28 protein-coding genes are annotated in these 21814 nt (G+C 73.0%); 15 read left to right on the top strand and 13 right to left on the bottom strand.

Translation table 11 applies throughout. The features are described from left to right. Positions 1–134 precede the first annotated feature (134 nt). From ACFXMF_RS22185 to ACFXMF_RS22195, 3 genes are all read right to left on the bottom strand, one after another. The gene (locus ACFXMF_RS22185; RefSeq protein ID WP_360311673.1) at positions 135–1127 is read right to left on the bottom strand and encodes an asparaginase; all 993 of its coding nucleotides are present in this window, start codon (positions 1125–1127) and stop codon (positions 135–137) included. 231 nt (positions 1128–1358) lie between these two features. Beyond that, on the bottom strand, positions 1359–1568 hold the full coding sequence (locus tag ACFXMF_RS22190) for a hypothetical protein (RefSeq protein WP_360311675.1): 210 nt from the start codon (positions 1566–1568) through the stop codon (positions 1359–1361). Between the two features lie 406 nt (positions 1569–1974). Continuing rightward, the gene (locus ACFXMF_RS22195) at positions 1975–2241 is read right to left on the bottom strand and encodes a TerD family protein (RefSeq protein ID WP_379991095.1); all 267 of its coding nucleotides are present in this window, start codon (positions 2239–2241) and stop codon (positions 1975–1977) included. Positions 2242–2326: 85 nt separating this feature from the next. Here ACFXMF_RS22195 and ACFXMF_RS22200 point away from each other — a divergent pair, with 85 nt between their 5' ends. Both ACFXMF_RS22200 and ACFXMF_RS22205 read left to right on the top strand, forming a co-directional pair. Further along, a complete protein-coding gene (locus ACFXMF_RS22200; RefSeq protein WP_379991096.1) occupies positions 2327–2842 on the top strand; it encodes an NUDIX hydrolase in 516 nt (171 codons plus the stop codon). 94 nt (positions 2843–2936) lie between these two features. Continuing rightward, positions 2937–3734, top strand: coding sequence for an exodeoxyribonuclease III (locus ACFXMF_RS22205; protein ID WP_360311681.1), 798 nt, complete (start codon positions 2937–2939; stop codon positions 3732–3734). Here ACFXMF_RS22205 and ACFXMF_RS22210 read toward each other — a convergent pair. Together ACFXMF_RS22210 and ACFXMF_RS22215 are read right to left on the bottom strand one after the other, a co-directional pair. After that, positions 3722–4831 carry a nucleotidyl transferase AbiEii/AbiGii toxin family protein gene (locus tag ACFXMF_RS22210; RefSeq protein ID WP_360311683.1) on the bottom strand — a complete coding sequence of 370 codons (1110 nt, stop codon included), beginning with the start codon at positions 4829–4831 and terminating at the stop codon, positions 3722–3724. The two genes, ACFXMF_RS22205 and ACFXMF_RS22210, sit on opposite strands and share 13 nt — an antisense overlap. Next, positions 4828–5787, bottom strand: coding sequence for a helix-turn-helix transcriptional regulator (locus ACFXMF_RS22215; RefSeq protein WP_360311685.1), 960 nt, complete (start codon positions 5785–5787; stop codon positions 4828–4830). Before ACFXMF_RS22215 ends, ACFXMF_RS22210 begins: the two co-directional genes overlap by 4 nt. Positions 5788–5888: 101 nt before the next feature. Between ACFXMF_RS22215 and ACFXMF_RS22220 the strand changes: the two genes are divergently transcribed. Further along, positions 5889–7265, top strand: coding sequence for an MFS transporter (locus tag ACFXMF_RS22220; protein WP_379991097.1), 1377 nt, complete (start codon positions 5889–5891; stop codon positions 7263–7265). A gap of 12 nt (positions 7266–7277) precedes the next feature. On the opposite strand, the gene ACFXMF_RS22225 is transcribed toward ACFXMF_RS22220, so the two are convergent. Then, on the bottom strand, positions 7278–7649 hold the full coding sequence (locus ACFXMF_RS22225) for a winged helix-turn-helix transcriptional regulator (RefSeq protein ID WP_379991099.1): 372 nt from the start codon (positions 7647–7649) through the stop codon (positions 7278–7280). 102 nt (positions 7650–7751) lie between these two features. On the opposite strand from ACFXMF_RS22225, the gene ACFXMF_RS22230 reads away from it, so the two are divergent. After that, positions 7752–8381, top strand: coding sequence for an NADPH-dependent F420 reductase (locus ACFXMF_RS22230; RefSeq protein WP_379991100.1), 630 nt, complete (start codon positions 7752–7754; stop codon positions 8379–8381). Between the two features lie 85 nt (positions 8382–8466). On the opposite strand, the gene ACFXMF_RS22235 is transcribed toward ACFXMF_RS22230, so the two are convergent. Together ACFXMF_RS22235 and ACFXMF_RS22240 are read right to left on the bottom strand one after the other, a co-directional pair. Beyond that, positions 8467–8850 carry a DUF488 family protein gene (locus tag ACFXMF_RS22235; protein ID WP_360311693.1) on the bottom strand — a complete coding sequence of 128 codons (384 nt, stop codon included), beginning with the start codon at positions 8848–8850 and terminating at the stop codon, positions 8467–8469. 99 nt (positions 8851–8949) lie between these two features. After that, positions 8950–9585, bottom strand: coding sequence for an NAD(P)-binding oxidoreductase (locus ACFXMF_RS22240; protein ID WP_360311695.1), 636 nt, complete (start codon positions 9583–9585; stop codon positions 8950–8952). Positions 9586–9756: 171 nt separating this feature from the next. Between ACFXMF_RS22240 and ACFXMF_RS22245 the strand changes: the two genes are divergently transcribed. Both ACFXMF_RS22245 and ACFXMF_RS22250 read left to right on the top strand, forming a co-directional pair. Next, positions 9757–10521 carry a TetR/AcrR family transcriptional regulator gene (locus tag ACFXMF_RS22245; RefSeq protein WP_379991101.1) on the top strand — a complete coding sequence of 255 codons (765 nt, stop codon included), beginning with the start codon at positions 9757–9759 and terminating at the stop codon, positions 10519–10521. Between the two features lie 117 nt (positions 10522–10638). Next, positions 10639–10974 (top strand): VOC family protein, encoded by a 336-nt coding sequence (locus ACFXMF_RS22250; RefSeq protein WP_360311699.1) that lies wholly within the window; start codon positions 10639–10641, stop codon positions 10972–10974. 39 nt (positions 10975–11013) lie between these two features. On the opposite strand, the gene ACFXMF_RS22255 is transcribed toward ACFXMF_RS22250, so the two are convergent. After that, positions 11014–11565: a GNAT family N-acetyltransferase gene (locus tag ACFXMF_RS22255; RefSeq protein ID WP_379991102.1), complete on the bottom strand. Its 552-nt coding sequence runs from the start codon at positions 11563–11565 to the stop codon at positions 11014–11016. Positions 11566–11752: 187 nt separating this feature from the next. On the opposite strand from ACFXMF_RS22255, the gene ACFXMF_RS22260 reads away from it, so the two are divergent. From ACFXMF_RS22260 to ACFXMF_RS22270, 3 genes are read left to right on the top strand one after another with little or no spacing between them, the layout of a single operon-like run. Further along, positions 11753–12259 (top strand): methylated-DNA--[protein]-cysteine S-methyltransferase, encoded by a 507-nt coding sequence (locus ACFXMF_RS22260; RefSeq protein WP_360311703.1) that lies wholly within the window; start codon positions 11753–11755, stop codon positions 12257–12259. Beyond that, on the top strand, positions 12256–12972 hold the full coding sequence (locus ACFXMF_RS22265; protein WP_379991103.1) for a 2OG-Fe(II) oxygenase: 717 nt from the start codon (positions 12256–12258) through the stop codon (positions 12970–12972). The genes ACFXMF_RS22260 and ACFXMF_RS22265 overlap by 4 nt, the downstream gene beginning before the upstream one ends. Continuing rightward, entirely contained in the window at positions 12962–13612 is a 651-nt protein-coding gene (locus ACFXMF_RS22270) for a hypothetical protein (RefSeq protein WP_360311707.1), read from the top strand. Before ACFXMF_RS22265 ends, ACFXMF_RS22270 begins: the two co-directional genes overlap by 11 nt. A gap of 21 nt (positions 13613–13633) precedes the next feature. Here ACFXMF_RS22270 and ACFXMF_RS22275 read toward each other — a convergent pair whose 3' ends face one another. Both ACFXMF_RS22275 and ACFXMF_RS22280 read right to left on the bottom strand, forming a co-directional pair. After that, entirely contained in the window at positions 13634–14104 is a 471-nt protein-coding gene (locus ACFXMF_RS22275; protein ID WP_360311709.1) for an N-acetyltransferase, read from the bottom strand. A 43-nt stretch (positions 14105–14147) separates the two neighbouring features. Continuing rightward, entirely contained in the window at positions 14148–15056 is a 909-nt protein-coding gene (locus ACFXMF_RS22280; RefSeq protein ID WP_379991104.1) for a TIGR03620 family F420-dependent LLM class oxidoreductase, read from the bottom strand. Positions 15057–15154: 98 nt separating this feature from the next. Between ACFXMF_RS22280 and ACFXMF_RS22285 the strand changes: the two genes are divergently transcribed. After that, positions 15155–15721 carry a TetR/AcrR family transcriptional regulator gene (locus tag ACFXMF_RS22285; protein WP_379991105.1) on the top strand — a complete coding sequence of 189 codons (567 nt, stop codon included), beginning with the start codon at positions 15155–15157 and terminating at the stop codon, positions 15719–15721. 72 nt (positions 15722–15793) lie between these two features. After that, on the top strand, positions 15794–16276 hold the full coding sequence (locus ACFXMF_RS22290; protein ID WP_360311715.1) for an NUDIX hydrolase: 483 nt from the start codon (positions 15794–15796) through the stop codon (positions 16274–16276). Between the two features lie 83 nt (positions 16277–16359). On the opposite strand, the gene ACFXMF_RS22295 is transcribed toward ACFXMF_RS22290, so the two are convergent. Beyond that, on the bottom strand, positions 16360–16977 hold the full coding sequence (locus ACFXMF_RS22295) for a hypothetical protein (RefSeq protein WP_380020739.1): 618 nt from the start codon (positions 16975–16977) through the stop codon (positions 16360–16362). Between the two features lie 276 nt (positions 16978–17253). Between ACFXMF_RS22295 and ACFXMF_RS22300 the strand changes: the two genes are divergently transcribed. After that, on the top strand, positions 17254–17832 hold the full coding sequence (locus ACFXMF_RS22300; protein WP_360311719.1) for a helix-turn-helix domain-containing protein: 579 nt from the start codon (positions 17254–17256) through the stop codon (positions 17830–17832). A gap of 135 nt (positions 17833–17967) precedes the next feature. Continuing rightward, complete coding sequence (locus ACFXMF_RS22305) at positions 17968–19206, top strand: cytochrome P450 (protein WP_379989686.1); 1239 nt, start codon at positions 17968–17970, stop codon at positions 19204–19206. A gap of 744 nt (positions 19207–19950) precedes the next feature. Here the strand turns inward: ACFXMF_RS22305 and ACFXMF_RS22310 are convergent. Beyond that, positions 19951–20274 (bottom strand): DUF6247 family protein, encoded by a 324-nt coding sequence (locus ACFXMF_RS22310; protein WP_379989687.1) that lies wholly within the window; start codon positions 20272–20274, stop codon positions 19951–19953. A gap of 126 nt (positions 20275–20400) precedes the next feature. Here ACFXMF_RS22310 and ACFXMF_RS22315 point away from each other — a divergent pair, with 126 nt between their 5' ends. Together ACFXMF_RS22315 and ACFXMF_RS22320 are read left to right on the top strand one after the other, a co-directional pair. Continuing rightward, positions 20401–21039, top strand: a complete 639-nt coding sequence (locus ACFXMF_RS22315) for an HAD family hydrolase (RefSeq protein WP_379989688.1) — start codon at positions 20401–20403, stop codon at positions 21037–21039. A gap of 48 nt (positions 21040–21087) precedes the next feature. Beyond that, on the top strand, positions 21088–21814 hold a 727-nt coding region (locus ACFXMF_RS22320; RefSeq protein ID WP_380020740.1), incomplete at its 3' end, for a helix-turn-helix domain-containing protein.

Here is a 21814-nt window from a genome sequence, read left to right on the forward strand (position 1 = left end):
CGACGCGGGGGCGCCCGCCGCCGCCCGCCGCGGCCCGCCGGAACCGGCCCGGCGCGAGCGCGCTACGAGCGATCGACCGGCGGTGCCGGCGCGGGAATCGGGCGACCGGGCGGCGCCGGGCGCCGGCCTCGGGTTCACCCGTGCTCGGCGAAGGCCGCGACGAGGGCGCCTCGGTCGGCGCCCGAGGCGATCAGCAGGCGTAGCAACACCCGGGCCTTGTAGGGGTCGAGCAGGCCGGCGTCGAGCAGACCGCGGCGTTGCAGGTCGGTTTCCGAGCCGGCCCCGCCGTAGGTGTGCCGCAGCACGGAACCGGCGCCGGTGCGCGAGGTCAGCACGACCGGGATGCGCGCGGCCAGTTCGCCGAGCACCGGCGCGAGGGCCGCCGGCACGTGGCCGACGCCGAATCCGGCGACCACCAGGCCCCGTTGGTCGGTCGGGTAGTCGGCGAGCAGCGCGCCGTCGTCGTCGAGGGCGACCGTATACAGCGCCACCCGGGCCGAGGCGAGCGCGGCCGGCTCCGGGATCGGCAGCGGCCGGTGCGGCGGCGGGGTGGCCAGGATCCGTACCCGGCCCTCGACGACGACCCCCAGCGGTCCGGTGTCCGGCGAGCGGAAGGTGGCGGTACTCGTACTGTGCGTCTTGCGCACCCGGCGCGCCGCGTGGATCTCGTCCGCGAACACCACCGACGCGCCCAGCCCACGGGCCGATTCGGCCGCCGCGACCCGGGCGGCGGCGAGCAGGTTCGCGGGGCCGTCGGGCCCGGCCAGCGTCGGGTTGCGCATCGCTCCGGTGAGCACGAACGGCTCCGGATGCGGCCAGACCAGGTCGACGAGGTAGGCGGTCTCCTCCAGTGTGTCGGTGCCCTGGGCCACCACGACACCGGTCGCTCCCGCGGCGACCGCGCGCGACGCGGCGGCGACCACGTCGAGGACCTGGGTGAAGGTCAGGTTCCCGCTGGACACGGCCCGTACGTCCTGCACGTCGAGCGTGATGCCCGACTCGGCGAGGCCCGGTACGGCGGCGGTCAACTGCGCGCCGGTCAGCCGGGCGACCACCGTTCCGGCGTCGGCGCCGACCGCCCCGGCCATCGCGATCGTGCCCCCGAGTGTGAACAACGCGACGCTCATCGGCAGAGCCTCTCCATCGATTGCTTCGGCGAACGCCGCCAAGGTAGCCGCCCGGGCGGTGCGCGCGGCGGCGCGGTGCCGCGGTGGACCGGGGTCGGGCACCGGGCCCGGACGTGCAGCGACCCCGAGGGACTGAGGTCCACTCGGGGTCGCCGGGGGGTTTCGGTGTTGCGTTCGGCCGTCGACATCGTCCGGTCGGTCCGGACCGCGTGTCGGGGGTCACCGCCGCGGTCACCGGGTGAGCAGCTGCAGGTTCCGACGCATGCGTACCGATTCGATCGCGGCGGCGCTCTGCACCACCGCCTCGTGGGTCGCGCGCTCGGCGCGCCGGGCCTTGGCGGCGGCCCGCCGGGTGCGCAGCGCCGCCATGACCAGACGGTCGCGGTCGGCACCGGCGAGAAGCTCCTGCTGACGGCTCTTGTAAAGCTCGTACTCGATCACTGTGTCCACCTTCTGTTACTTCGACCCGGTCTCCCCGGCTCGTGGTAACAGCTTCGCGTGCCAGTGGGGGGCCGGGCATGAGGCGGATGCCGCATCTATGCCCACCCCCGACCACCACCCGATACCTAAGCCGCGCCGAGGAGCCCTAAGGCGACCTAAGGCGGGGTAAGGCGGCCTAAGGCATTCCCCGAGGCACCCCCCTGTGCCCCCTGACGCACCGCTTTGCGACTCCGGCGGCGGCCCGGCCGCAGTGTGGGTGAGCTTCGCCGGTCGGGCGGTCGGGCGGTCGGGCCCGGCGTCGTCGATGTTGAACACGGCCACGGTGCTCCCGTGTTCGTGTCGACCAACTCCAGCCGCAGACCCGGGACTCGGCCGAAGGTGCCGGCGTCGGTCGAGGCCGCCAGGATCACCGCGTCGAGATCGGCCGGCGCGCGGTGAGGTCGATGGCGACCACGTACCCGGGTGGTCCGCCCCGGTGGGTCACCGCGCCCGAGGGGTGGTTCGGCTGGTTGTGGAAGACCGGATCCGCGTCGCCGCCCGCCCGACGGTCGCCGTTCACCAGCAGTGCGGACACATCCACGTCCGGCACGCCGGGACCCGGTCGCCAACCCAGGGTGGCGTGCAACGTCGGCGTCGACAGCGGGGTGTTCGCCCCCTTGGCGAGCCTTGTCATTCGCCCACCGTGCCACAGGACCCGGTCTGCGGTGCGGGGACGGACCGATCGAGCCTGCTTCGGCAACCGCTGCCAGGATGGCGGCATGGCGTCAACCCTGCTCGCATCGCTGACCGTGCCCTGGATCCCCACCGCGCACCGGCTGGACGTACTGCGCTGTGCCGACCTGCCCGAGGGCCACACCGTCACCACCGCCTTCGTGCTCGCGCTGGACGGCCTCGGGCGCACCCTGCTGACCCGGGTGGACCGGCCCGGACGCGGCTGGGAGGTGCCGGGCGGACACCTGGAGCCGGGGGAGACGCCGGCCCGGGCGGCGGCGCGCGAGTTGGCGGAGGAGGCGGGGCTGCGGGTGGCCGCCGAGCGGCTCACCCTGTTCGGTGGCCAGCGGATCACCCTGCTGGGCACGCCGCCGGCCGGCTACCGCTATCCGACCCGGGCGTTCCAGGCGTTCTACACGGTGCGGCTGCCGGGGCCGGGCGCGCCGACCCGGCCCGACGCCGGGTCCGAGTGCGACGCGGCCGAGTGGGTCGAGGCGGACCGGGTGGCCACACGGTGCCCCGACGCGGCCTGGTCGGCGCTGCACGCCGCGCTGCTCGGCTGAGGTCCGAGGGCGGCGCCGCCGATCGCGGGCCGGCCGACCCTCGCCGGCTCACCCCCCGGCTTCGCGCCGCCCCGAAACGGGCTAATCTGCACCGATGATCACCGTCTCCACCGCCAACGTGAACGGCCTGCGCGCCGCCGCCGGCAAGGGCTTCACCGCATGGCTGAACGCGACCGAGGCCGACGTGGTGTGCCTGCAAGAGGTACGGGCCACGCCCGAGCAGCTCACCGACGAGGTACGCGACCCCGAGGGCTGGCACGCCTACTACGCCCCGGCGACGGCCAAGGGTCGGGCCGGCGTGGCCGTGTACAGCAGGGTCGAGCCGAGCGCGGTGCGGATCGGATTCGGCTCGGCCGAGTTCGACGCGGCCGGCCGGTGGATCGAGGTGGACCTGCCCAAGGTGACCGTGGCCAGCCTCTACCTGCCCACCGGGGAGGCGGAGACGCCCAAGCAGGACGAGAAGAACCGGTTCATGGCCGACCTGGTCGCGCACCTCAAGGTGATGCGCGCGACGGCGGCGATCGGCGGGCGCGAGTCGCTGGTGTGCGGGGACTGGAACATCGCGCATACCGAGCACGACATCAAGAACTGGAGGGGCAACGTCAAGAAGTCCGGCTTCCTGCCCCAGGAGCGGGCCTGGCTCGACGAGTTGTTCGGCGCGGCCGACTGGCACGACGTGGTCCGCCGGATCCACCCCGACGGCCCCGGCCCCTACTCGTGGTGGTCCTACCGCGGCAAGGCGTTCGACACCGACGCGGGCTGGCGGATCGACTACCACGTGGCGACCCCGAAGCTGGCGAACGCGGCCGTCACCGCCGTGGTCGAACGCGCCGACACCTACGCGGAGCGCTGGTCCGACCACGCGCCGGTGACCGTGGCCTACGAGATCTGAGCCCCCCGCGACACCCGCGGCGAGCCGGGCCGGTCCGCGAGCGACGCCAGGGCGCGGGCGAGTCCGGCCGACCAGGTCGCCGCGCCGTCCCGGGCCGCCGGGTGCTCCGCGCGGAACCGCTCCCAGTCGGGCACCGGCCAGGCGCCGATCTCGGGTGCGGTGATCGGCGCGCCGCCCACCACCCGGTCCAGCAGCCCCGGGGGCAGCCGCAGATGCGGGGATTCGGCGAGCAGGACCGCGTCGTACAGGTCCTTGGCGAAGACACCGCCTCGCGCCGCGTCCCGGCGCAACCAGCGCAGCTTCCAGGCCAGGGACAACGCCCGGCTCGCCGCCGGCACCACCACCGGCGGCCCGCCGCCCGTGCGTGGGATCGCCATCCACCGGGCCGGCTCCGGCATCGGCTCGTCGAAGGCGTAGTCGACCCGGATCGTGCCTTCGGGCAGCCCGTGCGCACGCCAGGGGACGATCAGCCGCACGCCACCCTCGCCGCCTTGGTACCCGCCCCCTTCCGCGTGCGCCCAACCGCCGTCCAGGACCACGCCGGCACCCGCGTCGGGGCACTCGCGCAGGGCCTCGACGAGTTCGTGATGCGGCGACTCGCCCGCGTCGTCCCCCTCCTCGCCGTCGTCGGACGGCCCGTCGTCCTCGTCGTCGCCCCAGCTCTCCACCCGCACCCACGCGGTCCCCTCGGGCGGTGGGCAGGCCCGGATGCCTCCGGTGTCGAACTCCTCGTCGCACCACAACTCGGCCGCACCCGCGCCGGCGAACACCTCGGGCCACTCCTGGACCGCCGCGCGGTGCGCGACGTACGGGTGCGGGTCGAGCAGTCCGACAGGGCGCACCGGGGAACGGGCCACCACCCAGTCCAGGTCGCCCGGCTCCCGCGCCGCCGCCCCCAGCCACACGGTCAGCGGCATGCTGCCGCGCAACACCAGCGCACTGCCCGAGGGCCCCTCCGCGGCCAACCGCAGCGCGTGCTCCAGCGCCCGACGCCGGGCGGCCCACCAGCGCCGCCGCTGGGCCGGGTCGGCGAACACGGGTACCTCGATGCCGCCGCCGCGATCGGAGGTCGCGCCGGTCGGGACGGTCGCGGTCACCCGGACAGCCGGGCGGGCGGGAGCGCGCAGGCGGGTTCGTCGGGTCGATCCGGCGGCACGCCGAGGGCCGAAGTGGGTTGGGTCCAGCGGGACTTCCGCCGGCACGCGGCGCAACACCAGTGCGTGGTGGTCATCGCCATCAGCTCGGCCAGGCGCCCGCGCGTGACGTCGTCGGCCGGCGTGTACACCAGCATCCGGGTCTCCGGCACGCTCAACAGCAGTCGGGTGCCCGCGAATTCCATCCGGCCCAGCACGTTGTGCACGATCCGCTTGACGTGCCGATTGCCCGAGCCGACCTCGCGACGGGCCCACAGCCGGGCGAACTTCGGGCTGCAACTCGCCAGGCGTCGCACGAACGACTCCCACTCCGGCTCGCCCACGTGCCGGGCGAACGCGGCCTGCAACTCGGCGACCATGCGCGGCTCCTCGAAATCCCGGTCGAGGAACGGATTGCACGGGTCGGGCGACATGAACGTGGCCCAGATCACGTTGCGTTCGTCCGGCGCCTGCTCGACCAGGCCGGGAAACATCTTGTGGTACGCCTCGTTCCAGGCCAGCACGTCGTACCGGGCGTTGTACACGGCGGCCGGATTCGGGACCAGGCCGTCCAGGATCTGCTGGATCTCCACCGGCAACGTCGTGCCCGACTGCGTCTCGATCTCCCAGGGCACCTGCGCGAGTCGGTACAGGTGGGTGCGCTCGGCCGGGTCGAGCCCCAGCGTGCGCGCGACCGCGTCCAGCACCTGCACGCTCGCGTTGATCGGGCGACCCTGCTCCAACCACGTGTACCAGGTCACCCCCACGCCGGCGAGCATCGCGACCTCCTCGCGACGCAACCCGGGGGTACGCCGGCGCAGGCCCGGCGGCAGGCCGACGTCCTCCGGGGTCCGGCGTTCGCGCCGGCTGCGCAGGAACGCGCCCAGTTCGGTGCGTCGGCTCGCGGTGTTGGTACCCATCCGGCCATCCTCGCCTCTGTTCCGATCCGCTGCCAGGTGCTCCGGGTACCAGGATCGACAGACTCTCGGCAACAGGATCGCGCGGCCCGCACGCTCCTGGCATGACCACCACGACCGCGGCGCCGGACACGGCGCGACGCGCCCATCCGCTGCTGCTGACCGCATTGCTGACCGCTCAGTTCATGGCGTTGTTGGACACCTCCGTCGTCAACGTCGCCGGCCCCACGATCCGTACCGACCTGGACACCAGCGGTGCGGGACTGCAACTGGTCATCTCCGGCTACACCATCGTCTACGCGATGCTCATCGTCACCGGCTCGCGGCTCGGCGGCCGGCACGGCTTCCGGCGGGTGTTCGGTGTCGGCCTGATCGTCTTCACCGCCGCATCGCTGCTGTGCGGCCTGGCCTGGGACGAAACCTCGCTGATCGCGGCCCGCGCGGTCCAGGGCGGCGGCGCCGCGCTGATGGTGCCCCAGGTGCTCAACCTGATCCAGGCCACCTACACCGGCGCCGACCGGGCCCGGGCGATGGGTCGGTACGCGGCGACCATCGCGGGCGGCATGGTCGCCGGCCAGGTATTGGGCGGACTCCTGGTCAGCGCCGACCTGTTCGGGCTGTCCTGGCGGCCGGTGTTCCTGATCAACATCCCGGTCGGGATCGTGCTGTACCTGCTCGCCCGCCGGGTGTTGCCGGCCGGTGGGACCCCCGCGGCGCGCGGTCTGGACGTCCCGGGCCTGGCGCTGCTCGCCCCCGCGTTGCTCGCGCTGGTCGTGCCGTTGGTGATGGGGCACGAATTGCACTGGCCGACCTGGGGCTGGGTCGGCCTGGGGGCCTGCGCGGTGTTGTTCGTGCTGTTCGCGCTCGTCGAACGACGTGTGTCGGCGCCGCTGATCCCGGTCGAACTGCTGCGGATGCCGGGCGTGGTGGCGGGGGCGGTCACGCTGTTGTTGGTGATGACGGCGTTCGGCGGGCTGATGTTCATCACCGCGCTGTACGTGCAGAGCGGTCTGGGCTACAGCGCGTTGGAGGCGGGGCTGACCTTCATCCCGTCCTCGGCCGTGTTCGCGACGGTGTCGCTGCGCTGGCAGCGGTTGCCCGCGGCGTGGCATCGGTGGTTGCCGACGATCGGGATGCCGATCGGCGCGCTCGGGTTCGCGGCCACCGGGTGGGCGTTCGGCAGCGGGCAACCGTTGGCGATCCTGCTCGCCACGATGATCGTGAGCAGCTTCGGGCTGGGCGTCGCGTACAGCCCGGTGATGATGCTCGCGCTGGGCCGGGTCCCGTTGCCCAGGGCGGCGGACGCGTCGGGGCTGATGGTGACGATGATCCAGCTCGGGCAGGTGCTCGGGGTGGCCGCCTTCGGCACGCTCTACCTGTCCGTGGGTGCCGACTTCCACCACGCCGGCGAACTGACGGCCTGGGCGATCGCCGCGACGGCGCTGGTCACCACGGCGCCGGCGGCCCGATTGGGCCGGTGATCGCCCGCCGGCTCAGCCGGTGTCCGCCGCGGTGTCCGCCGCGTCCTGGGCGGCCAGGACGCGGTGGCCGTGTTCGAGCGACCAGGCGCCGAGTGCGTGGAACGGGACCAGGAGGCTCTCGCCCAGGTCGGTCAGCGCGTAGTCGACGCGCGGTGGAGCCTCGGCGTAGGCCCGGCGGCACACCAGGCCGTGGTACTCCAGCCTGCGCAACGTCTCGTTGAGCACCTTGGCGCTGATTCCGCCGATCCGCGCGGCCAGGGCGCCGGGCCGCATCGGGCCGTCGGCCAGGGCGAAGACCACCACGCTGTTCCAGCGATTGGTGAGCAGGTCGAAGCCCATCCGGGCGCGGCAGTCGGCGACGTACTCGCCCTCGTGCGTGGTCATCGGCCCATTGTGGCCCGGTCGATGGACACCGAATGGTGCGGATCGGGCCGCCTAGCTTCGAGGAATCGGAGACGGCCCGGCCAAACGAGCGGAGCAGCGGCTGTGCGAATCGGAATTCTGGGTGCGGGCAACATGGCGGGCGCGTTGGGCGCGAAGTGGGTCGAGGCCGGGCACGACGTGCTGATCGGGGCACGTTCGGCGCCGCGCGCGGAGGAGTTGGCGAAGCGGATCGGGGCGCGGGCGGGCGGTTTCGCCGAGGCGGCCGAGCACGGCGACGCGGTGTTGGCCGCGGTCGGGCACGCGGCGACCGCCGAGGTGGTCGTGCCGGTGGCCGGTCTGCTGGTCGGGAAGGCGCTGTTGGACTGCTCGAACCCGATCGTGCCCGGGCCGGACGGGCTGATGTTGACCACCGACGGCGGGCCGTCGGCGGCCCGCACGCTCGCGGACGCGGCGCCGGGGGCGCATGTGGTCAAGGCGTTCCACCTGGGCGCGGCCGAGTTGTGGGCGGGGCCGCATCGGCGGGGGGTCGCGGTGCCGTTGTGCGGGGACGACCCGGCCGCGCTGGCCGTGGCGCACACGTTGGTCGCGGCGGTGGGCGCGGTGCCGCTGTCGGTCGGCGGGCTGGACCGGGCGGGTTACCTGGAGGCGACGGCGGCGATCGTGATCGGGATGTGGTTCGCCGGCCAGGATCCGCGGACGATGTTGCCGGCGGCCGAACACGCGCACGGTTAGGGTCGCGCGGCGCGCTCGGCGGATCGGGGCGGGCCTGCGACTCCCCACGGGTGGGGCGCAGTTGCGGCGTGGTCGGGGACACGGGCTACGAGCCCTCGCCCAGGTATTCGACCAGGACCGGGGCGTGGCTGTGGTCCGGGTCGCGGACGGCGGTGAGCAGGGTGAGGCGGCCGTCGCCCGCCCGGGTGAGCAGCGCGGCGCGGGCCGCGTGCGCCGGCGCGCTGTCGAGTTCGTCGCGGTAGCGGGCGCGGAACACCTCCTCGGCCAGGCCGCCTGTGTGCCAGGCCCGGCGCAGCTCGGTGGAGGGGGTCAACTCCTTGGGCCACTCGTCCAACCGCGCGTCCGCCTTGGCGATCCCGCGCGGCCACAGCCGGTCGATCAGGACACGCAGACCGTCGTCCGGATCGACCGGCTCGTATACCCGGCGCACGGTGATGGTGGGTCCGCCGGTGGTGCCGCGTCGAGCCATCGTGCCTCCCGCTCGTGTGTGGTGATCGATGGCCTGTACCCGACTCGTGGCGATCCCACCGGCGGGCGATCGGGCGGCTCGGCCGGGTGCCTCGGCGATTCAGTACGCGATGCCCAGCGGTCGGCGGTAGGTCGCCGGGTCGTCCAGGATCGCGAGCATGGCGTGCGCGAGGTCGGCCCGGGCGATGGTGCTGCCGCGCGGGACGCTGCCGCCGATCTGCGTGCGGTAGGTGCCGGTGCCGCGGCCCTTGGTGAGCATCGGCGGCCGCATCGCGGTCCAGTCGGCGTCGCTGCGCGCCAACTCGGCCTCCATCGCCGCCAGGTCGGCGTACACCGTCCTGAGCGACGCGCGCAGCATCGGGATCAGCGCGCCGCGCACGAACACCGAGTCCTCGCGCGGCGTCGGGCCCACCGGCGCCGCGCTGATCGTCACCAGCCGGCGCACGCCGGTGTCGGCCATCGCGGTCAGGATCGCGGCGGTCGCCGCCGCGGCGATCCCGGTGCTCTTGCGGCCGCGCGGTCCGATCCCGGACAACACCGCGTCGTGGCCCTCGATCGCCTCGTGCAGCTCGGCCGGATCGGTCACGTCGGCCCGCAGCAGCTCGATGTTCGGGTGTTCGAAGGCGGGGCGGGACGGCGCCCGGACCACGGCGGTGATCTTGTGTCCGGCGGCTGCGGCATGGCGCAGGACGTGCTCGCCGGTGGCACCGCTCGCCCCGAAAACGGTGAGTCTCATCTTCTGCCTCCCGAGGTGGGTGAGTGAAGGTGGGTGAATACTCACTCACCCGCACATGGTGAATACTTGCTCACCACCACGTCAAGTCCGCGAGACGGATCGCCCCGAACCCATCGGAGGCACCCGAAGCCCCCGGATCACCCCACCCACGACGAACGGACGACCGCCGCGATGCCGAACCCACCCCGCCCCGAAGGCCGGCAGCGGGAGCCGCATTCGGCGCCGCGACCCGTCGTGCCCACCCGGCAGCGGATCCTGGACGCCGCCGAGCACCTGATGCGCACCCTCGGCCTCGCGCGGACCACGACCAAGGAGATCGCGCGCGCCGCCGGTTGCTCGGAGGCCGCGCTGTACAAGCACTTCACCGGCAAGGAGGAACTGTTCGTCGCGGTCCTCCAGGAGCGGCTGCCACCGTTGGGCCCGCTGCTCGCCGAACTCGCCCGACTCGCCGACGAGCCCGACGAGCCCGACGGGGCCGACGGGGCCGAAGCACTCGACGGGGCCGACGAACTCGACGGCTCCGACGGCTCCGACGGATCCCACGACTCCGAGGGATCCGAGGCGGCCGACCGGGTCGAGCGCCGGCTGGCCGCGATCGCGAGCCGGGCCGCCGAGTTCTACGAACAGAGCATGCCGATCGCCTCGTCGCTGTTCGCCGAACCCGCGCTGTTGCAACGCCACCGCGAGGCGCTGCGCGGCATCGGCGCGGGCCCGCACGTCCCGCTGCGCCTGCTCGCCGCCTACCTCACGGTCGAACGCGACCGGGGCCGGATCGACCCGGACGCCGACCCGGAGGCCGCCGCCGCGATGTTGCTCGGCGCGTGCTACCAGCGGGCCTTCCTACGGCACTTCATGGGCATCGAGGACGGGCCGACGGTGGCCGAGTTCGCCGCGAGCACCGCTCGTACCCTGATCCGAGGCATCGTCCGCTCCTGACCGCGGTGCCGCGGGACCCGTCGGGGCCGTCGGTGTGGGCCGCGGCAGCGTCCGTGAGCCGCGACACTCCGGCGGAAAGGAAGCGGGATTGTCACACCGGCCTCCTATCGTGCGGGTATGGAATTGAAGCAAGAGATGATCACGATCGACTGCGCCGAGCCCGGCCCGCTGGCCGCCTGGTGGGCGAACGCCCTGGGCGTGGAGATCGCCCAGGACTTCGGCGAGTTCGTGATGGTCGCGGCCCAGCCCCTGGTGCTGGGTTTCCAGCGCGTGCCGGAGGAGCGGGCCGGCAAGAACCGGGTGCACGTGGACTTCTCCACGGCGGACCGCACGGCCGCGGTCGAGCGATTGGTGGCGCTGGGCGCGAAGGTGGTGGCCGAACGCGACGTACCGGGGCTGAACTGGACCACGATGCAGGACCCGGAGGGCAACGAGTTCTGCGTTTCGGGGTGATCGCCGGGTGGCCGCGCCCGAGCGGTGTCGTCCGGCGACTCAGTGCCGGGTGCGCAGGTAGCGGCCACGCGGGAGTTCGGTGACCAGGACCGGTCGACCCTGTACGGGCACGGTGGTGCGGCGCTCCTCGGTCATGCCCAGTTTGTCCATCACCTTGGCGGACGCGGTGTTGTCCACGTGGCAGATGGAGACCAGCCGCGGCAGTCGGGCGTACTCGAACGCGAAGCGCAGCACCTCGACGGCGGCCTCGGTGGCGATGCCGTGGCCCCAGTACGGGCGGGCCAGCCGCCAGCCGATCTCCACCGCGGGCAGCACCTCGGGCAGGAACTCCGGCACGGCCAGGCCCACCCAGCCCGCGAACGCGCCGACCGGGCCCGGTTCGGCGGTACGCAGTTCGACCGCGAACAGGCCGAAGCCGCGGTTCTCCCAAGCGAGTTCGTACGCGGCCAGGGCGGCGGCGCTCTGCTCGGCGGTACGCGGCAGACCGTCGCCCACGTAGCGCATCACCTCGGGGTCGGCGTTCAGCGCGGTGAGCGCGGGCAGGTCGTCGGCACGCCAGCGGCGGAGCAGGAGACGCTCGGTTTCGATCATCGGACCATCCTGCCCGAACGCGGGCTCGCCGGCTCGGCCCGCATCGGGCCCAACGCGATGTCCGATTCCCGCCGGACGATGGGCCCGCGAGCGCGCACAGTGGAATCCGGAAGCACCTGTGACCAGTGCACACGGTGTCCGACCACTGCCCGCGACAGCCGTCGCGGCCTCGACGAAGGAAGCGCTCATGACCGTCCACACCACCCTCGACAGCCCCCTCGGCGAGTTGTTGCTGATCGGCGACGAACGTCCCGACGGCACCCTCGCGCTGGCCTCGCTGTCCGTCCCGGGGCAAAAGGGCGGGGCCGCCGTGCCCGCCGATTCACGCCCGGACCCGGCCGCCTTCGCCGAGGCGGTCCGCCAACTCACCGCCTACTTCGCGGGCGAGTTGCACGACTTCGACCTGCCGACGGCACCGCGCGGCTCGGCCTTCCAGGAACGCGTCTGGGCCGCGATCGACGAGATCCCCTACGGCACCACCACCACGTACGGTGCGATCGCCGAGCGGGCGGGCACCTCGCGGGCGGGCGTGCGCGCGGTCGGTACCGCGATCGGCGCCAACCCGCTGCTCCTGGTCCGGCCCTGCCACCGGGTGATCGGCGCGGACGGCGCGCTGCGCGGGTACGCCGGCGGCCTGGACCGCAAGGAGTACCTGCTCGTGCACGAAGGCGCGCTCGCGGCGCGGGTGCGGTGATCGTGGTGGACACGCTCTTCGCGGCCGAGCCGGCGACCACCTCGGAACTCGCCGCGCACGTGGACGAACACGGCCACGCGTTGACCCACCGGATCCTGGACCCGGACACCTGCCGAGAGATCGCCGAACTGTACGACCGCCCGGAACTCTTCCGGGCCACCATCGACATGGCCAGGCATCGGTTCGGCTCCGGCCGGTACCGCTACTTCGCCGCGCCCGTGCCCGAGCCGATCGCGACGCTGCGCGCGTCCTGCTACCCGCACCTGTTGCCGATCGCCCGGGCCTGGGCCGCCCGCCTGGGTCGGCCCGCGCCCTGGCCGGACACCCTGGACGAGTGGCTGACGATGTGTCACGCAGCGGGCCAGACCCGGCCGACCCCGATCCTGCTGCGCTACGGACCGGGCGACTGGAACGCGTTGCACCGGGACCTGTACGGCGACCTGGTCTTCCCGCTCCAGGTGGTGATCGGCCTGGACGAACCCGGAGTCGACTACACCGGCGGCGAGTTCCTGATGGCCGAGCAGCGGTTCCGGGCCCAGTCGCGCGGCACCGCGATCAGCCTGCCGCAGGGGCACGGGCTGATCTTCACCACCCGGGACCGGCCGATCCGCTCGGCCCGAGGCTGGTCCGCGGCGCCCATGCGGCACGGCGTCAGCACCGTGCACACCGGGCTGCGCCGCACCCTCGGCCTGGTCTTCCACGATGCGGCGTGACGTGCGGTACACGCTGATCGGGCCGGACGGGCGGCCCTACCGCAGCGCGACGCCCGGCACGCTGGGCGGCACCACGAACGGTCGGCTGTACGGGCGGTTGCACTGTCGCAGCGCGCTGCGGGCGATCGCGCGCGGCGGCTATGTCGCGAGTCGGGTGTTCTTCGCCGACGAGGCCACCGCGATCGCGGCCGGGTTCCGGCCCTGCGCGGTGTGTCTGCCGGAGCCCTACGCGCGCTGGAAGGGTCGCCTGCCGGCGCCGCACACCGACGCCGAACTGGCCGAGTTGCTGGGTCGGTTGGCCGGCTGCCGGACGCTGGCGATCGGGCACGGGCGAGACCGCGCCTCGACCGCCGCGGCGCACGCGCTCGCGGCGGCCTGGCCGGGCGAGGTGCCGGCCGTCGTCTCCTGGCCCGAGCAGGCGGCCTCGTGGTTGCGCCCGGCGTTGCGGCTGACCGCGCAGGCTCCGGACGCGTGGGTGGTGGCGGGTACCGCGCCGGGCTGGGCGGGCATGCGTGATCGGCTGTTGCGCAGTACCGACTGGGACCCGCGACGCACGTACGCCTTCGCCTCGTTGGCGGACGCGATCACCGATGCCGATCGGGACGAGGGGCCCTGGTGGGCGGCGGCCCGGCCGGGGTGATCGCGGCCGGGCCGGTGCCGGCTACCGTTTCGCGTAGCGCACGTGCTCGAACGGCCAGTGCTCGGCCAGCCACGCACTGACCTCGCGGTACACCGGCTCGTCGAGTTCGGCCCGATCGGCCCGGACCCAGGAACGCACCGAGGTGACGGTGGGGTCGTCGTGGTCGGGATAGATGTAGACGCAGCCGATCACGTCGTAGTCGCCGGCGTTGCCACCGTTGTCGAGCACGGTGTAGGTGAAGCCGGTGCGTTTGTCGAAGTCGTCGGCGTGCCGGACCAGGTCGCGCAGATTGTCGTCCGCGCTCAGCCCGTCCAGGGGTGGCCAGTGGCGATCGGCGTAGCCGGGGGTGGCCCGGATGTGCTCGATGCTGGAGGACCACGCGGCCAGATCGGCCCGGTTGTGCCGGGCGGCCAGCGGCTCCAACCGGAAGGACGCGGTGCTCGGCGGTGCGGGCACGACGAACTCCGCCGGGACGAAGGTGGGTTCAACCATGCCGGGGAGCCTACGCGGGCCGAGCCGGCGGGGCGACTGCGGGCTATCCGAATTCGGACGTCAGGGCCGCCAGTTCGCGCCACTGCGCGAGCGGCATTCGGCCCTGGTCGGAGGTCAGGACCTGGAGGCAGACGTGGTCGGCGCCCGCGTCCAGGTGGGCCCGGACGCGCTCGGCGATCGACGAGGTGTCGCCGAGGGCGCACAGTGCCTCGACCAGGCGGGTGCCCTCGCCGTCGAGTTCGGCCTCGGTGAAGCCCAGCCGACGCAGGTTGTTCGCCTGGTGCCGGGCGACCCGGTAGCCGGCCGTGAAGCCGCGGGCGACCTCGACGGCCCGGGCGCGGTCGGTGTCCGGGACCGCGGTGAGCGCGACGGACAGGTACGGGTCCGGGCCCATCGCCGCGCGGGCCGCCGCGGTGTGCTCCACCGGCACCAGGTAGGTGTGCGCGCCCCAGGTCCGGGCCCCGGCCAGGGCCAGCATTTTCGGGCCGAGCGCGGCGAGCACCCGGCGGCCGGGGCGGTCGGGCGCGGGGGCGACCAGGACGGCGGCGTCCATCTCGTCCAGGTAGGCGCCGACGGTGGCGACGGCGGGGGCGGTGTTCGCCTTGGGCATGCCGGCCAGGTCCGCCTGGCCCGCGGCGCGGTGGCCGCCCAGGCCCAGCACGAAGCGGTCCGGGTACGCCTCGTTGAGGGTGCGCTCGGCGGCGGCCATCAGCCGCGGGGTGCGTTCGGACATGATCGCGATGCCGGTGGCGACCGGGAGCGTCCGGGTCGCGGCCAGCAGGAGTTGGGCGTGGGTGGTGGCCTCGCGGCCGATGCCCTCGCCGACCCACAGGCCGCCGTAGCCGAGTTCCTCGATCTCGGCCGCCGCCTCGCGTACCGCGCCGGCGGGCTGCCCGTCGAACGCGAAGGTCCACAGGCCGAGCCGGCCGAGGGCGGTCTTGTCGTGCGTCATCGGGTGTCCTTTCCCGGTTATTCGGAGGCTGCCTCCGATTTGCCTGTCTCACCATATGGAGGCAGGCTCCGTTTGACAACGTCCGAGAGGGAACGCCGATGACCCGACCGATGCGCGCCGATGCCCGCCGCAACTACGAGCGCCTGCTCGCCGAGGCCCGGCTGTTGTTCGCCGAGCACGGCGTGGACGCGTCGTTGGAGGACCTCGCCCGCCGGGCCGGGGTCGGCATCGGCACGCTGTATCGGCACTTCCCCACCCGCGACGCGCTGGTCGAGGCGGTGGTGCGGGACCGGTTCGACAAACTCGCCGCGCGGGCACGGGCGTTGCGCGACGGCCCGGCGGCGCGCGACGCGCTGGCCACGTGGTTGCGGCTGCTGATCGAGGGCGCGGGCACGTTCCGGGGGATGAGCGCGACGTTGTTGAACACGCTCGCCGACGAGAACTCGGAGCTGTACGCCTCCTGTCACGCGATGCGCGCCGCCGGCGCCGAGCTGCTCACCCGTGCCCAGGCGGCCGGGGAGGTGCGCCCGGACGTCGACACGGACGAGCTGTTCACCCTCGCGCACGGCATCGCCTGGGCCCACGAGCAGCGCTACGGCGACGATCCCGAGCGTTTGCCCAAGCTGGTCGACGTGGTCGTCCTGGGCCTGGTGACGCGCCCCTGAATCGAGGCGACGGCGGCCGGGGCGGGACCCCGTTCGGGCGGTGGGGCGGAGGCTGGGTCAGACTTCGTGGTCATGGACACCCATGCGGACAGCCTGGTGGAGAGCGGTGCGGCGGGTGGGTTGACCGCCGCCGCCGGGGCGTTGTTCTTCGACGGCGAGGGGCGGGTGTTGCTCGTCGAGCCGGACTACAAGCCGGGGTTGGAGTTTCCCGGCGGGATCCTCGAACCGGGGGAGTCGCCCTGGGCGGGCTGTGTCCGCGAGGTGCGGGAGGAGCTGGGGATCGTGCTGGAGGGGCCGCCGAACCTGCTCGTGGCGCAGTGGGTGGCACCGGTGGACGGGCACCGCGGGGGGATGCGCTGGTTGTTCGACGGCGGCGTGTTGGGCCCGGACCGGCTTGCCGAAATCCGGCTCCAGACCGACGAGTTGCGGGCCTGGCATCTACTGACGCCGGATCGGGGCGCGGCGGCGATGCCGGCGGAGCGGGCCCAGCGGTTGTGGGCCGCGCTGCGGGCGCGCGGCAGCGGCGGGGGGATGTACGCGGAGGCCGTGCGCTGATCCGGCCGCCGGGCGGCGGGCGGCCGTCGGTGTCGAGCGCGACCGCGGGGAGGCCGGCTCGGGTGCTTCGCCGGCCGCGCCGGTCAGGGCCGCGGCGCGGCGTTCGCCACCGCCGTGGCGAGGACGTCGACCAGCGGGATCGGCGCGGCGTCGGCCGCCGGCGGATGCACCAGCAGCGTGCCGTCGGCCGCGACACCGAAACAGCCGCCGGCGCGGTCGGTGCGTGCGGCCTCGTCGGCATCGAACACGATCGGCGGCCCCGCGCGCAGGATCAGGGTGTCCGGGGTCAGGCCGGCGCGGAGGACGGCCGCGCGCAGCGCGTGGGCCCGACCGGGGTGCGAGGTGCGCAGCCAGATCTCCTCGGCCGGTACGGCGCCACGTTCCAGGAACGGCCGACCCGAGCCGTCGAGCGAGAACAGGTCCAGGACCGGTCGCCGCCGGTCGACGACGGTCGGCCGGCGGCGCAGGAGCCGGGCCGGCCCCCGCGTCGCCGGCCGACCGAAGACCGGCAACATCGCGACCTCCCGGCCGTGCAACTCCGCCGCCGTCGCGACCAGGAGCACCTCGACACGTTCGATGATCCGCGCCCAGTCCGCAGGCCGGCGCCCGGCCGGCGTCGCGCCGGCGTCCGGGTCCGCACCGGCCGCCGGGTCCGCCGGTCGCCGCCGCTCCGCCTCGATACGCGCGTCGAAGTCGCTCATGGCGGCAACCTACCCGCGACCACCCGACCGCGGGCGGGACACGACCGACACCGACGCCTCGGCGCTCCGGCCGCGTCGCCGTGCCGGTCCGACTCCACCCCGCCCGGACGGACCCGGACGGCCTGCCCCACCGTCAGTCCGGCCGTCCCCGACCCTGGCCGAACGGCAAGCCGCTTTCCTTGTGAACAACGGTGCCGAGATGAAAATTGACGCCCCATCAGCCTTGTCGATTGGCAGAGGTCGACGTATGTTCATGCCCAACAGGAAGGGGGACCCGTGGCGATCCCGGCACCCGAGGACACCTATGACAAGGTGCTCCAGGCGGCAGAGGAACTGTTCGGTGAACAGGGCTTCGCCGGCACCTCGTTGCAGGCCATCGCCGATCGGGTCGGGGTGACCAAGGCCGCCCTCTACTACCACTTCCGCACCAAGGACGAACTGCTCGACGCCCTCCTGCGCCCGGCCCTGAACGATCTGGACCGAGTGTTGGAGGTCGCCGAGAGCAGACGCGGCACCACCGCTCGCCAGCGCCTGCTTTTCGAGGGCTACGTCGACTTCCTCATCCGGTATCGCACCCTCGCCGTCATCCTCGATCGCGACGTCTCGATCGGACGCCACCCCGCCATTCAGCCCCGACTCGCCTCGATCACCGCGCGGGTGCGCGAAGTCCTCGACGACGTCGACGACTCGATCGAGTACCGCGTGTCCACGGCCGTGGCGATGGGCGGCATCTACTCCGCCGTCGCCGCCTTCGCGGAACTGCCCGACGACGAACTCGGCCGCATCCTGCGCGGCGTGGTCCGCAAGCTCCTGGGCCCCCGCCGCAGAGCACCGGGCCCGGTCGCCGGGGCCTGACCGGCAGCACACCACCGGCCCACCACCGGTACCAGTACGCAGCACCGCGCCACCGCACCACCGCGCTTTCCGGCACCCGTCCCCGGCCGGTTCCCGCGGCGACCTCGCACACCCTCCGGCAACGGGAGTTCCACCATGACGTGTCCGGTCCTCGACCACGGCTTCGACCCCACCGACCCCGACCTGTACACCACGCGCATCCCGCTCGACGAGTTCGCCGAGTTGCGCAAGACCTCGCCGGTGGTGTGGGTCCCGCAGACGCCCGAGGTGTCCAACTTCGGCGACGACGGCTACTGGCTGGTCACCCGGCACGCGGACGTCAAGGAGGTCTCCACCAAGCCGGAGATCTACTCGACGAACAAGAACACGGCGATCATCCGGTTCGCCGAGGGCATGGACATGTCCAACATCGATGCGCAGAAGCTCATCATGATCAACATCGACCCGCCGGAGCACACCCGGCTGCGCAGCATCGTCCAGCGCGGCTTCACCCCCCGGGCGATCAACGCGCTCCAGGCCGCGCTGACCGAGCGGGCCGCGCAGATCGTGCGCGACGCCAAGCTCAAGGGCTCGGGCGACTTCGTCACCGAGGTGGCCTGCGAGCTGCCGTTGCAGGCGATCGCGGAGCTGATCGGCGTACCGCAGGAGGACCGCAAGAAGATCTTCGAGTGGTCCAACAAGATGCTCGGCTACGACGACCCGGAGTACGCGGAGTCCACCGAGGTGGGCGCGCAGGCCGCCGCCGAGCTGATGTTGTACTCGATGGGCATGGCCGAGGAACGCAAGGCGTGCCCGGCGCAGGACATCGTCACCCGGCTGATCACCGCCGAGTCCGACGGCAGCCTGTCCTCGGACGAATTCGGCTTCTTCGTCCTGTTGTTGGCCGTCGCGGGCAACGAGACCACGCGCAACGCGATCACGCACGGCATGCTCGCCTTCTTCGACAACCCCGACCAGTGGGAGCTGTACAAGGCGGAGCGCCCGGAGACCACGGCGGACGAGATCGTGCGCTATTCGTCGCCGGTGATGTCCTTCCAGCGCACCGCGACCCAGGACACCGTCCTGGGCGGCCAGGAGATCAAGGCGGGGCAGCGAGTCGGCATCTTCTACAGCTCGGCCAACTACGACGCCGACGTGTTCGAGAACCCGACGAAGTTCGACATCACCCGCAACCCGAACCCGCACCTGGGCTTCGGCGGCGGCGGCCCGCACTTCTGCCTGGGCGCCTCGCTGGCCCGGATGGAGATCAACCTGATGTTCAACGCGATCGCCGACGCGATGCCGGACATCACCAAGGCCGCCGATCCCCGGCGACTGCGCCACGCGTGGATCAACGGGATCAAGGAACTCCAGGTGAACTACACGGGCGAGTAGCCCCGTTCAGCCTCGGCCGGATCCGTGGGAACCACCCTCCGACCTGGCCGAACATGACAGGCGCCGTCCGTCTACGGGAGCAGCGGACGGCGCCTTGCTCTGCCAGGAGGCGGGGATTGGGGCACGGATGGGGCACGGACCCGTCAGCCCACGCTGCGTGACGCCTCGGCTGTGGGACCTGCTCGCCGCACTGCTGCCTGCGACCGGTTCGCCCGGCGCCGCGGCGCTCACGACTCGCCCTGCTCCGCGGCCTGCCGGGCCCGGTGCGGCCCAACGACAGCCTCGCGCTCAGCTGCTGCCACTCCTTGCTCCAGGCGGCTCGTACGTGATCCCAGGTGGCCCGCTCGGGAGTACCGGCGGCGGGGAGTTCGCCGTGCGGGAGCAAGGGGCCGGCGTGTGTTTTGACTGCGACGTCGGCTGCTTCCCGGCAGGCGGTGGCCTGGGCGATGTGCTCGTCGTGCATCGCGGCGCTGTACGAGGCGGGTCCGACAACGCCGTGCGGCTCAGCGAATGCCGACGACCGTCCGTGACGCACCGTTCCTCGATGACGAACGTGGCGGTCCCCTCCACGCAGAACGCGTACTCGCGGGTGTTCTTCGCCCGGCGGTCCGCGTAGCCCACGCTGTACGGGTCGCACTGCAATCGGTGGACCATGTCCCAGTACGCCGTCACCGCGTGCGCGGGCGCGGACCGCAGCCACGCTTGGGGCTGGCACAGCGACTCGACCTTGTACGACGCCATGTCCTACTCCTGTCGCTCCGGGGGGATGACGGGGACGGTCTCGACGGGCAGCCCGGCGTTGATGCGGTCGATGGCCTCTTGCATCTCCGGCCAGCGCGGGTCCTGCCGGTTGCGCATGGTCACGCCCCACTCGGGGAGCATTTCGGCCAGCGGCAGGAGGTTGCCGTTGATGCGGGCCTCGGCGAGGGCGGCGAGGTATTCCTGTTCGAAGTCGTCGCGGAGATCTTCGGGGAGTCCTGTGCGGAGCTCGGCGGGGGTGGGGTGCCAGGGCCCGCCGAAGCCGATGGTGTGCCGGGGCACGCGGGGGTCGGTGGTCTGCTCGTCCATGCGGTCAGGGTGACACCGCGGTGGTGGCGATCGGTAGCCGGCGCACACGGGTGGGGTATGCGCCCACGGATGCGCCCTGCGCTGCCGGACTGTCGATTGCCCCGCCCGTCTCCTAGCCTGACCCGCATGATCAAGAGCGTCGTCTTCGATGTCGGTGAAACCCTGACCAGCGACGTCCGATTCTGGGGCCGCTGGGCGAGGTGGCTCGACGTCCCGCCCCACACGATGTCCGCACTGGTCGGCGCGGTGACCGCGCTCGGCATGGACAATGCCGAGGCTTTGCGCCTCATCCGGCCGGGATTGGACCTGGAGGCGGAGCGCGCGGCGAGCGAGGCGGCCGGCGTCGGCGAGATGCTCGTCGAGTCCGATCTGTATCCGGATGTGCGCCCGGCTCTGTCCGCGCTGCGCGCCGCCGGGGTGTGGGTCGGCGTGGCCGGCAACCAGACCCGGCGGGCCGGGGAGTTGCTGCGCGGTCTGGCGCTGCCGGTGGACGACCTCGTCGTCTCGGCGGAGTGGGGTGTGGCGAAGCCCGATGTCGCGTTCTTCGAGCGCGTGATCGAGTGGGCGCCGGGCGAGCCCGACGAGATCCTGTACGTGGGCGACCATCCCGCGAACGACCACGTCCCTGCGCGCGCGGCCGGCCTGAGAACCGCGCTTGTGCGTCGCGGACCCTGGGGCTACCTGTGGGCGGGCAATGCCGACGTGAACCGCGCAGAGTGGACGGTCGACAGCCTCACCGATCTCGTGCGTCTGATCGAGGGATAGCCGGGCGAACCGGTCCCGGGCCGCGGTGTGTCCGGGTACCGTGCGCTCATGGCCACCCCATTGCGCACGGGCCTGGGCGCCCGGGTCGCCTCCGCCCGCGGCGCGAGTCGCATGACGCAGCTCGAACTCGCCAACGCGGCAGGCATGTCGCTGAGCATGCTCCGCAAGGTGGAGCAGGGCGCGCGCAATCCGTCGGACGACAACCTGACCTCGATCGCCGACGCCCTGGGCATCGACATCAACCGCCTGCTGGGGATCGGCGGAATGACGGACAGCCGCATCGCGGCGGAACTCCCGGCGATGCGCGCGGCGATCGACGCCTACGACATACCGGCCGACGGCCCGGTTCGCACGCTGTCCGAACTGCGGAAGGCGGTGGACACGGCCGTGGACCGGCGCCTCGCGTCGCAGTACCTCCTGCTCGCGCAAACCCTGCCCGATCTGCTGACGGAACTCGCCCGGGCGGTGTGTGTACTGCCCGAGCCGGGGCGGAGCGAGGCGGCAGGGTTGCTCGCGTCCGCGTATCGGGCGGCGGACGCTGTGGCATACAAGCACGGCCACTTCGACCTTTCCGGGCGCCTGGTCGAGCTGGTGCGGTGGGCTTCCGCTCGGGCGGACGACGAGGTGCAGACGGCGGTGGCGGCCTACGTGCGCACCGAGTTGTTCTTCGTCTCCGGCAATCTCGCTCTCGGCCTGCCGGCGCTGGAGCGTGCGATCGACGCGGCTCCGGCCCCGCTGAGCCTGCCGGTGCGTGCGGCCAGGGTGGCCCTTCACA

It is taken from the genome of Embleya sp. NPDC059213, assembly GCF_042754445.1.
Classification (GTDB): domain Bacteria; phylum Actinomycetota; class Actinomycetes; order Streptomycetales; family Streptomycetaceae; genus Embleya.

What these genes read in the sequence shown, in the direction of transcription:
- ACFXMF_RS22185 (WP_360311673.1), bottom strand. Translation starts at nt 1,127, where the DNA reads ATGAGCGTCGCGTTGTTCACACTCGGGGGCACGATCGCGATGGCCGGG.
- ACFXMF_RS22195 (WP_379991095.1), bottom strand. Translation starts at nt 2,241, where the DNA reads ATGACAAGGCTCGCCAAGGGGGCGAACACCCCGCTGTCGACGCCGACG.
- ACFXMF_RS22200 (WP_379991096.1), top strand. Translation starts at nt 2,327, where the DNA reads ATGGCGTCAACCCTGCTCGCATCGCTGACCGTGCCCTGGATCCCCACC.
- ACFXMF_RS22205 (WP_360311681.1), top strand. Translation starts at nt 2,937, where the DNA reads ATGATCACCGTCTCCACCGCCAACGTGAACGGCCTGCGCGCCGCCGCC.
- ACFXMF_RS22215 (WP_360311685.1), bottom strand. Translation starts at nt 5,787, where the DNA reads ATGGGTACCAACACCGCGAGCCGACGCACCGAACTGGGCGCGTTCCTG.
- ACFXMF_RS22220 (WP_379991097.1), top strand. Translation starts at nt 5,889, where the DNA reads ATGACCACCACGACCGCGGCGCCGGACACGGCGCGACGCGCCCATCCG.
- ACFXMF_RS22225 (WP_379991099.1), bottom strand. Translation starts at nt 7,649, where the DNA reads ATGACCACGCACGAGGGCGAGTACGTCGCCGACTGCCGCGCCCGGATG.
- ACFXMF_RS22235 (WP_360311693.1), bottom strand. Translation starts at nt 8,850, where the DNA reads ATGGCTCGACGCGGCACCACCGGCGGACCCACCATCACCGTGCGCCGG.
- ACFXMF_RS22240 (WP_360311695.1), bottom strand. Translation starts at nt 9,585, where the DNA reads ATGAGACTCACCGTTTTCGGGGCGAGCGGTGCCACCGGCGAGCACGTC.
- ACFXMF_RS22245 (WP_379991101.1), top strand. Translation starts at nt 9,757, where the DNA reads ATGCCGAACCCACCCCGCCCCGAAGGCCGGCAGCGGGAGCCGCATTCG.
- ACFXMF_RS22250 (WP_360311699.1), top strand. Translation starts at nt 10,639, where the DNA reads ATGGAATTGAAGCAAGAGATGATCACGATCGACTGCGCCGAGCCCGGC.
- ACFXMF_RS22255 (WP_379991102.1), bottom strand. Translation starts at nt 11,565, where the DNA reads ATGATCGAAACCGAGCGTCTCCTGCTCCGCCGCTGGCGTGCCGACGAC.
- ACFXMF_RS22260 (WP_360311703.1), top strand. Translation starts at nt 11,753, where the DNA reads ATGACCGTCCACACCACCCTCGACAGCCCCCTCGGCGAGTTGTTGCTG.
- ACFXMF_RS22270 (WP_360311707.1), top strand. Translation starts at nt 12,962, where the DNA reads ATGCGGCGTGACGTGCGGTACACGCTGATCGGGCCGGACGGGCGGCCC.
- ACFXMF_RS22275 (WP_360311709.1), bottom strand. Translation starts at nt 14,104, where the DNA reads ATGGTTGAACCCACCTTCGTCCCGGCGGAGTTCGTCGTGCCCGCACCG.
- ACFXMF_RS22280 (WP_379991104.1), bottom strand. Translation starts at nt 15,056, where the DNA reads ATGACGCACGACAAGACCGCCCTCGGCCGGCTCGGCCTGTGGACCTTC.
- ACFXMF_RS22285 (WP_379991105.1), top strand. Translation starts at nt 15,155, where the DNA reads ATGACCCGACCGATGCGCGCCGATGCCCGCCGCAACTACGAGCGCCTG.
- ACFXMF_RS22290 (WP_360311715.1), top strand. Translation starts at nt 15,794, where the DNA reads ATGGACACCCATGCGGACAGCCTGGTGGAGAGCGGTGCGGCGGGTGGG.
- ACFXMF_RS22295 (WP_380020739.1), bottom strand. Translation starts at nt 16,977, where the DNA reads ATGAGCGACTTCGACGCGCGTATCGAGGCGGAGCGGCGGCGACCGGCG.
- ACFXMF_RS22305 (WP_379989686.1), top strand. Translation starts at nt 17,968, where the DNA reads ATGACGTGTCCGGTCCTCGACCACGGCTTCGACCCCACCGACCCCGAC.
- ACFXMF_RS22310 (WP_379989687.1), bottom strand. Translation starts at nt 20,274, where the DNA reads ATGGACGAGCAGACCACCGACCCCCGCGTGCCCCGGCACACCATCGGC.
- ACFXMF_RS22315 (WP_379989688.1), top strand. Translation starts at nt 20,401, where the DNA reads ATGATCAAGAGCGTCGTCTTCGATGTCGGTGAAACCCTGACCAGCGAC.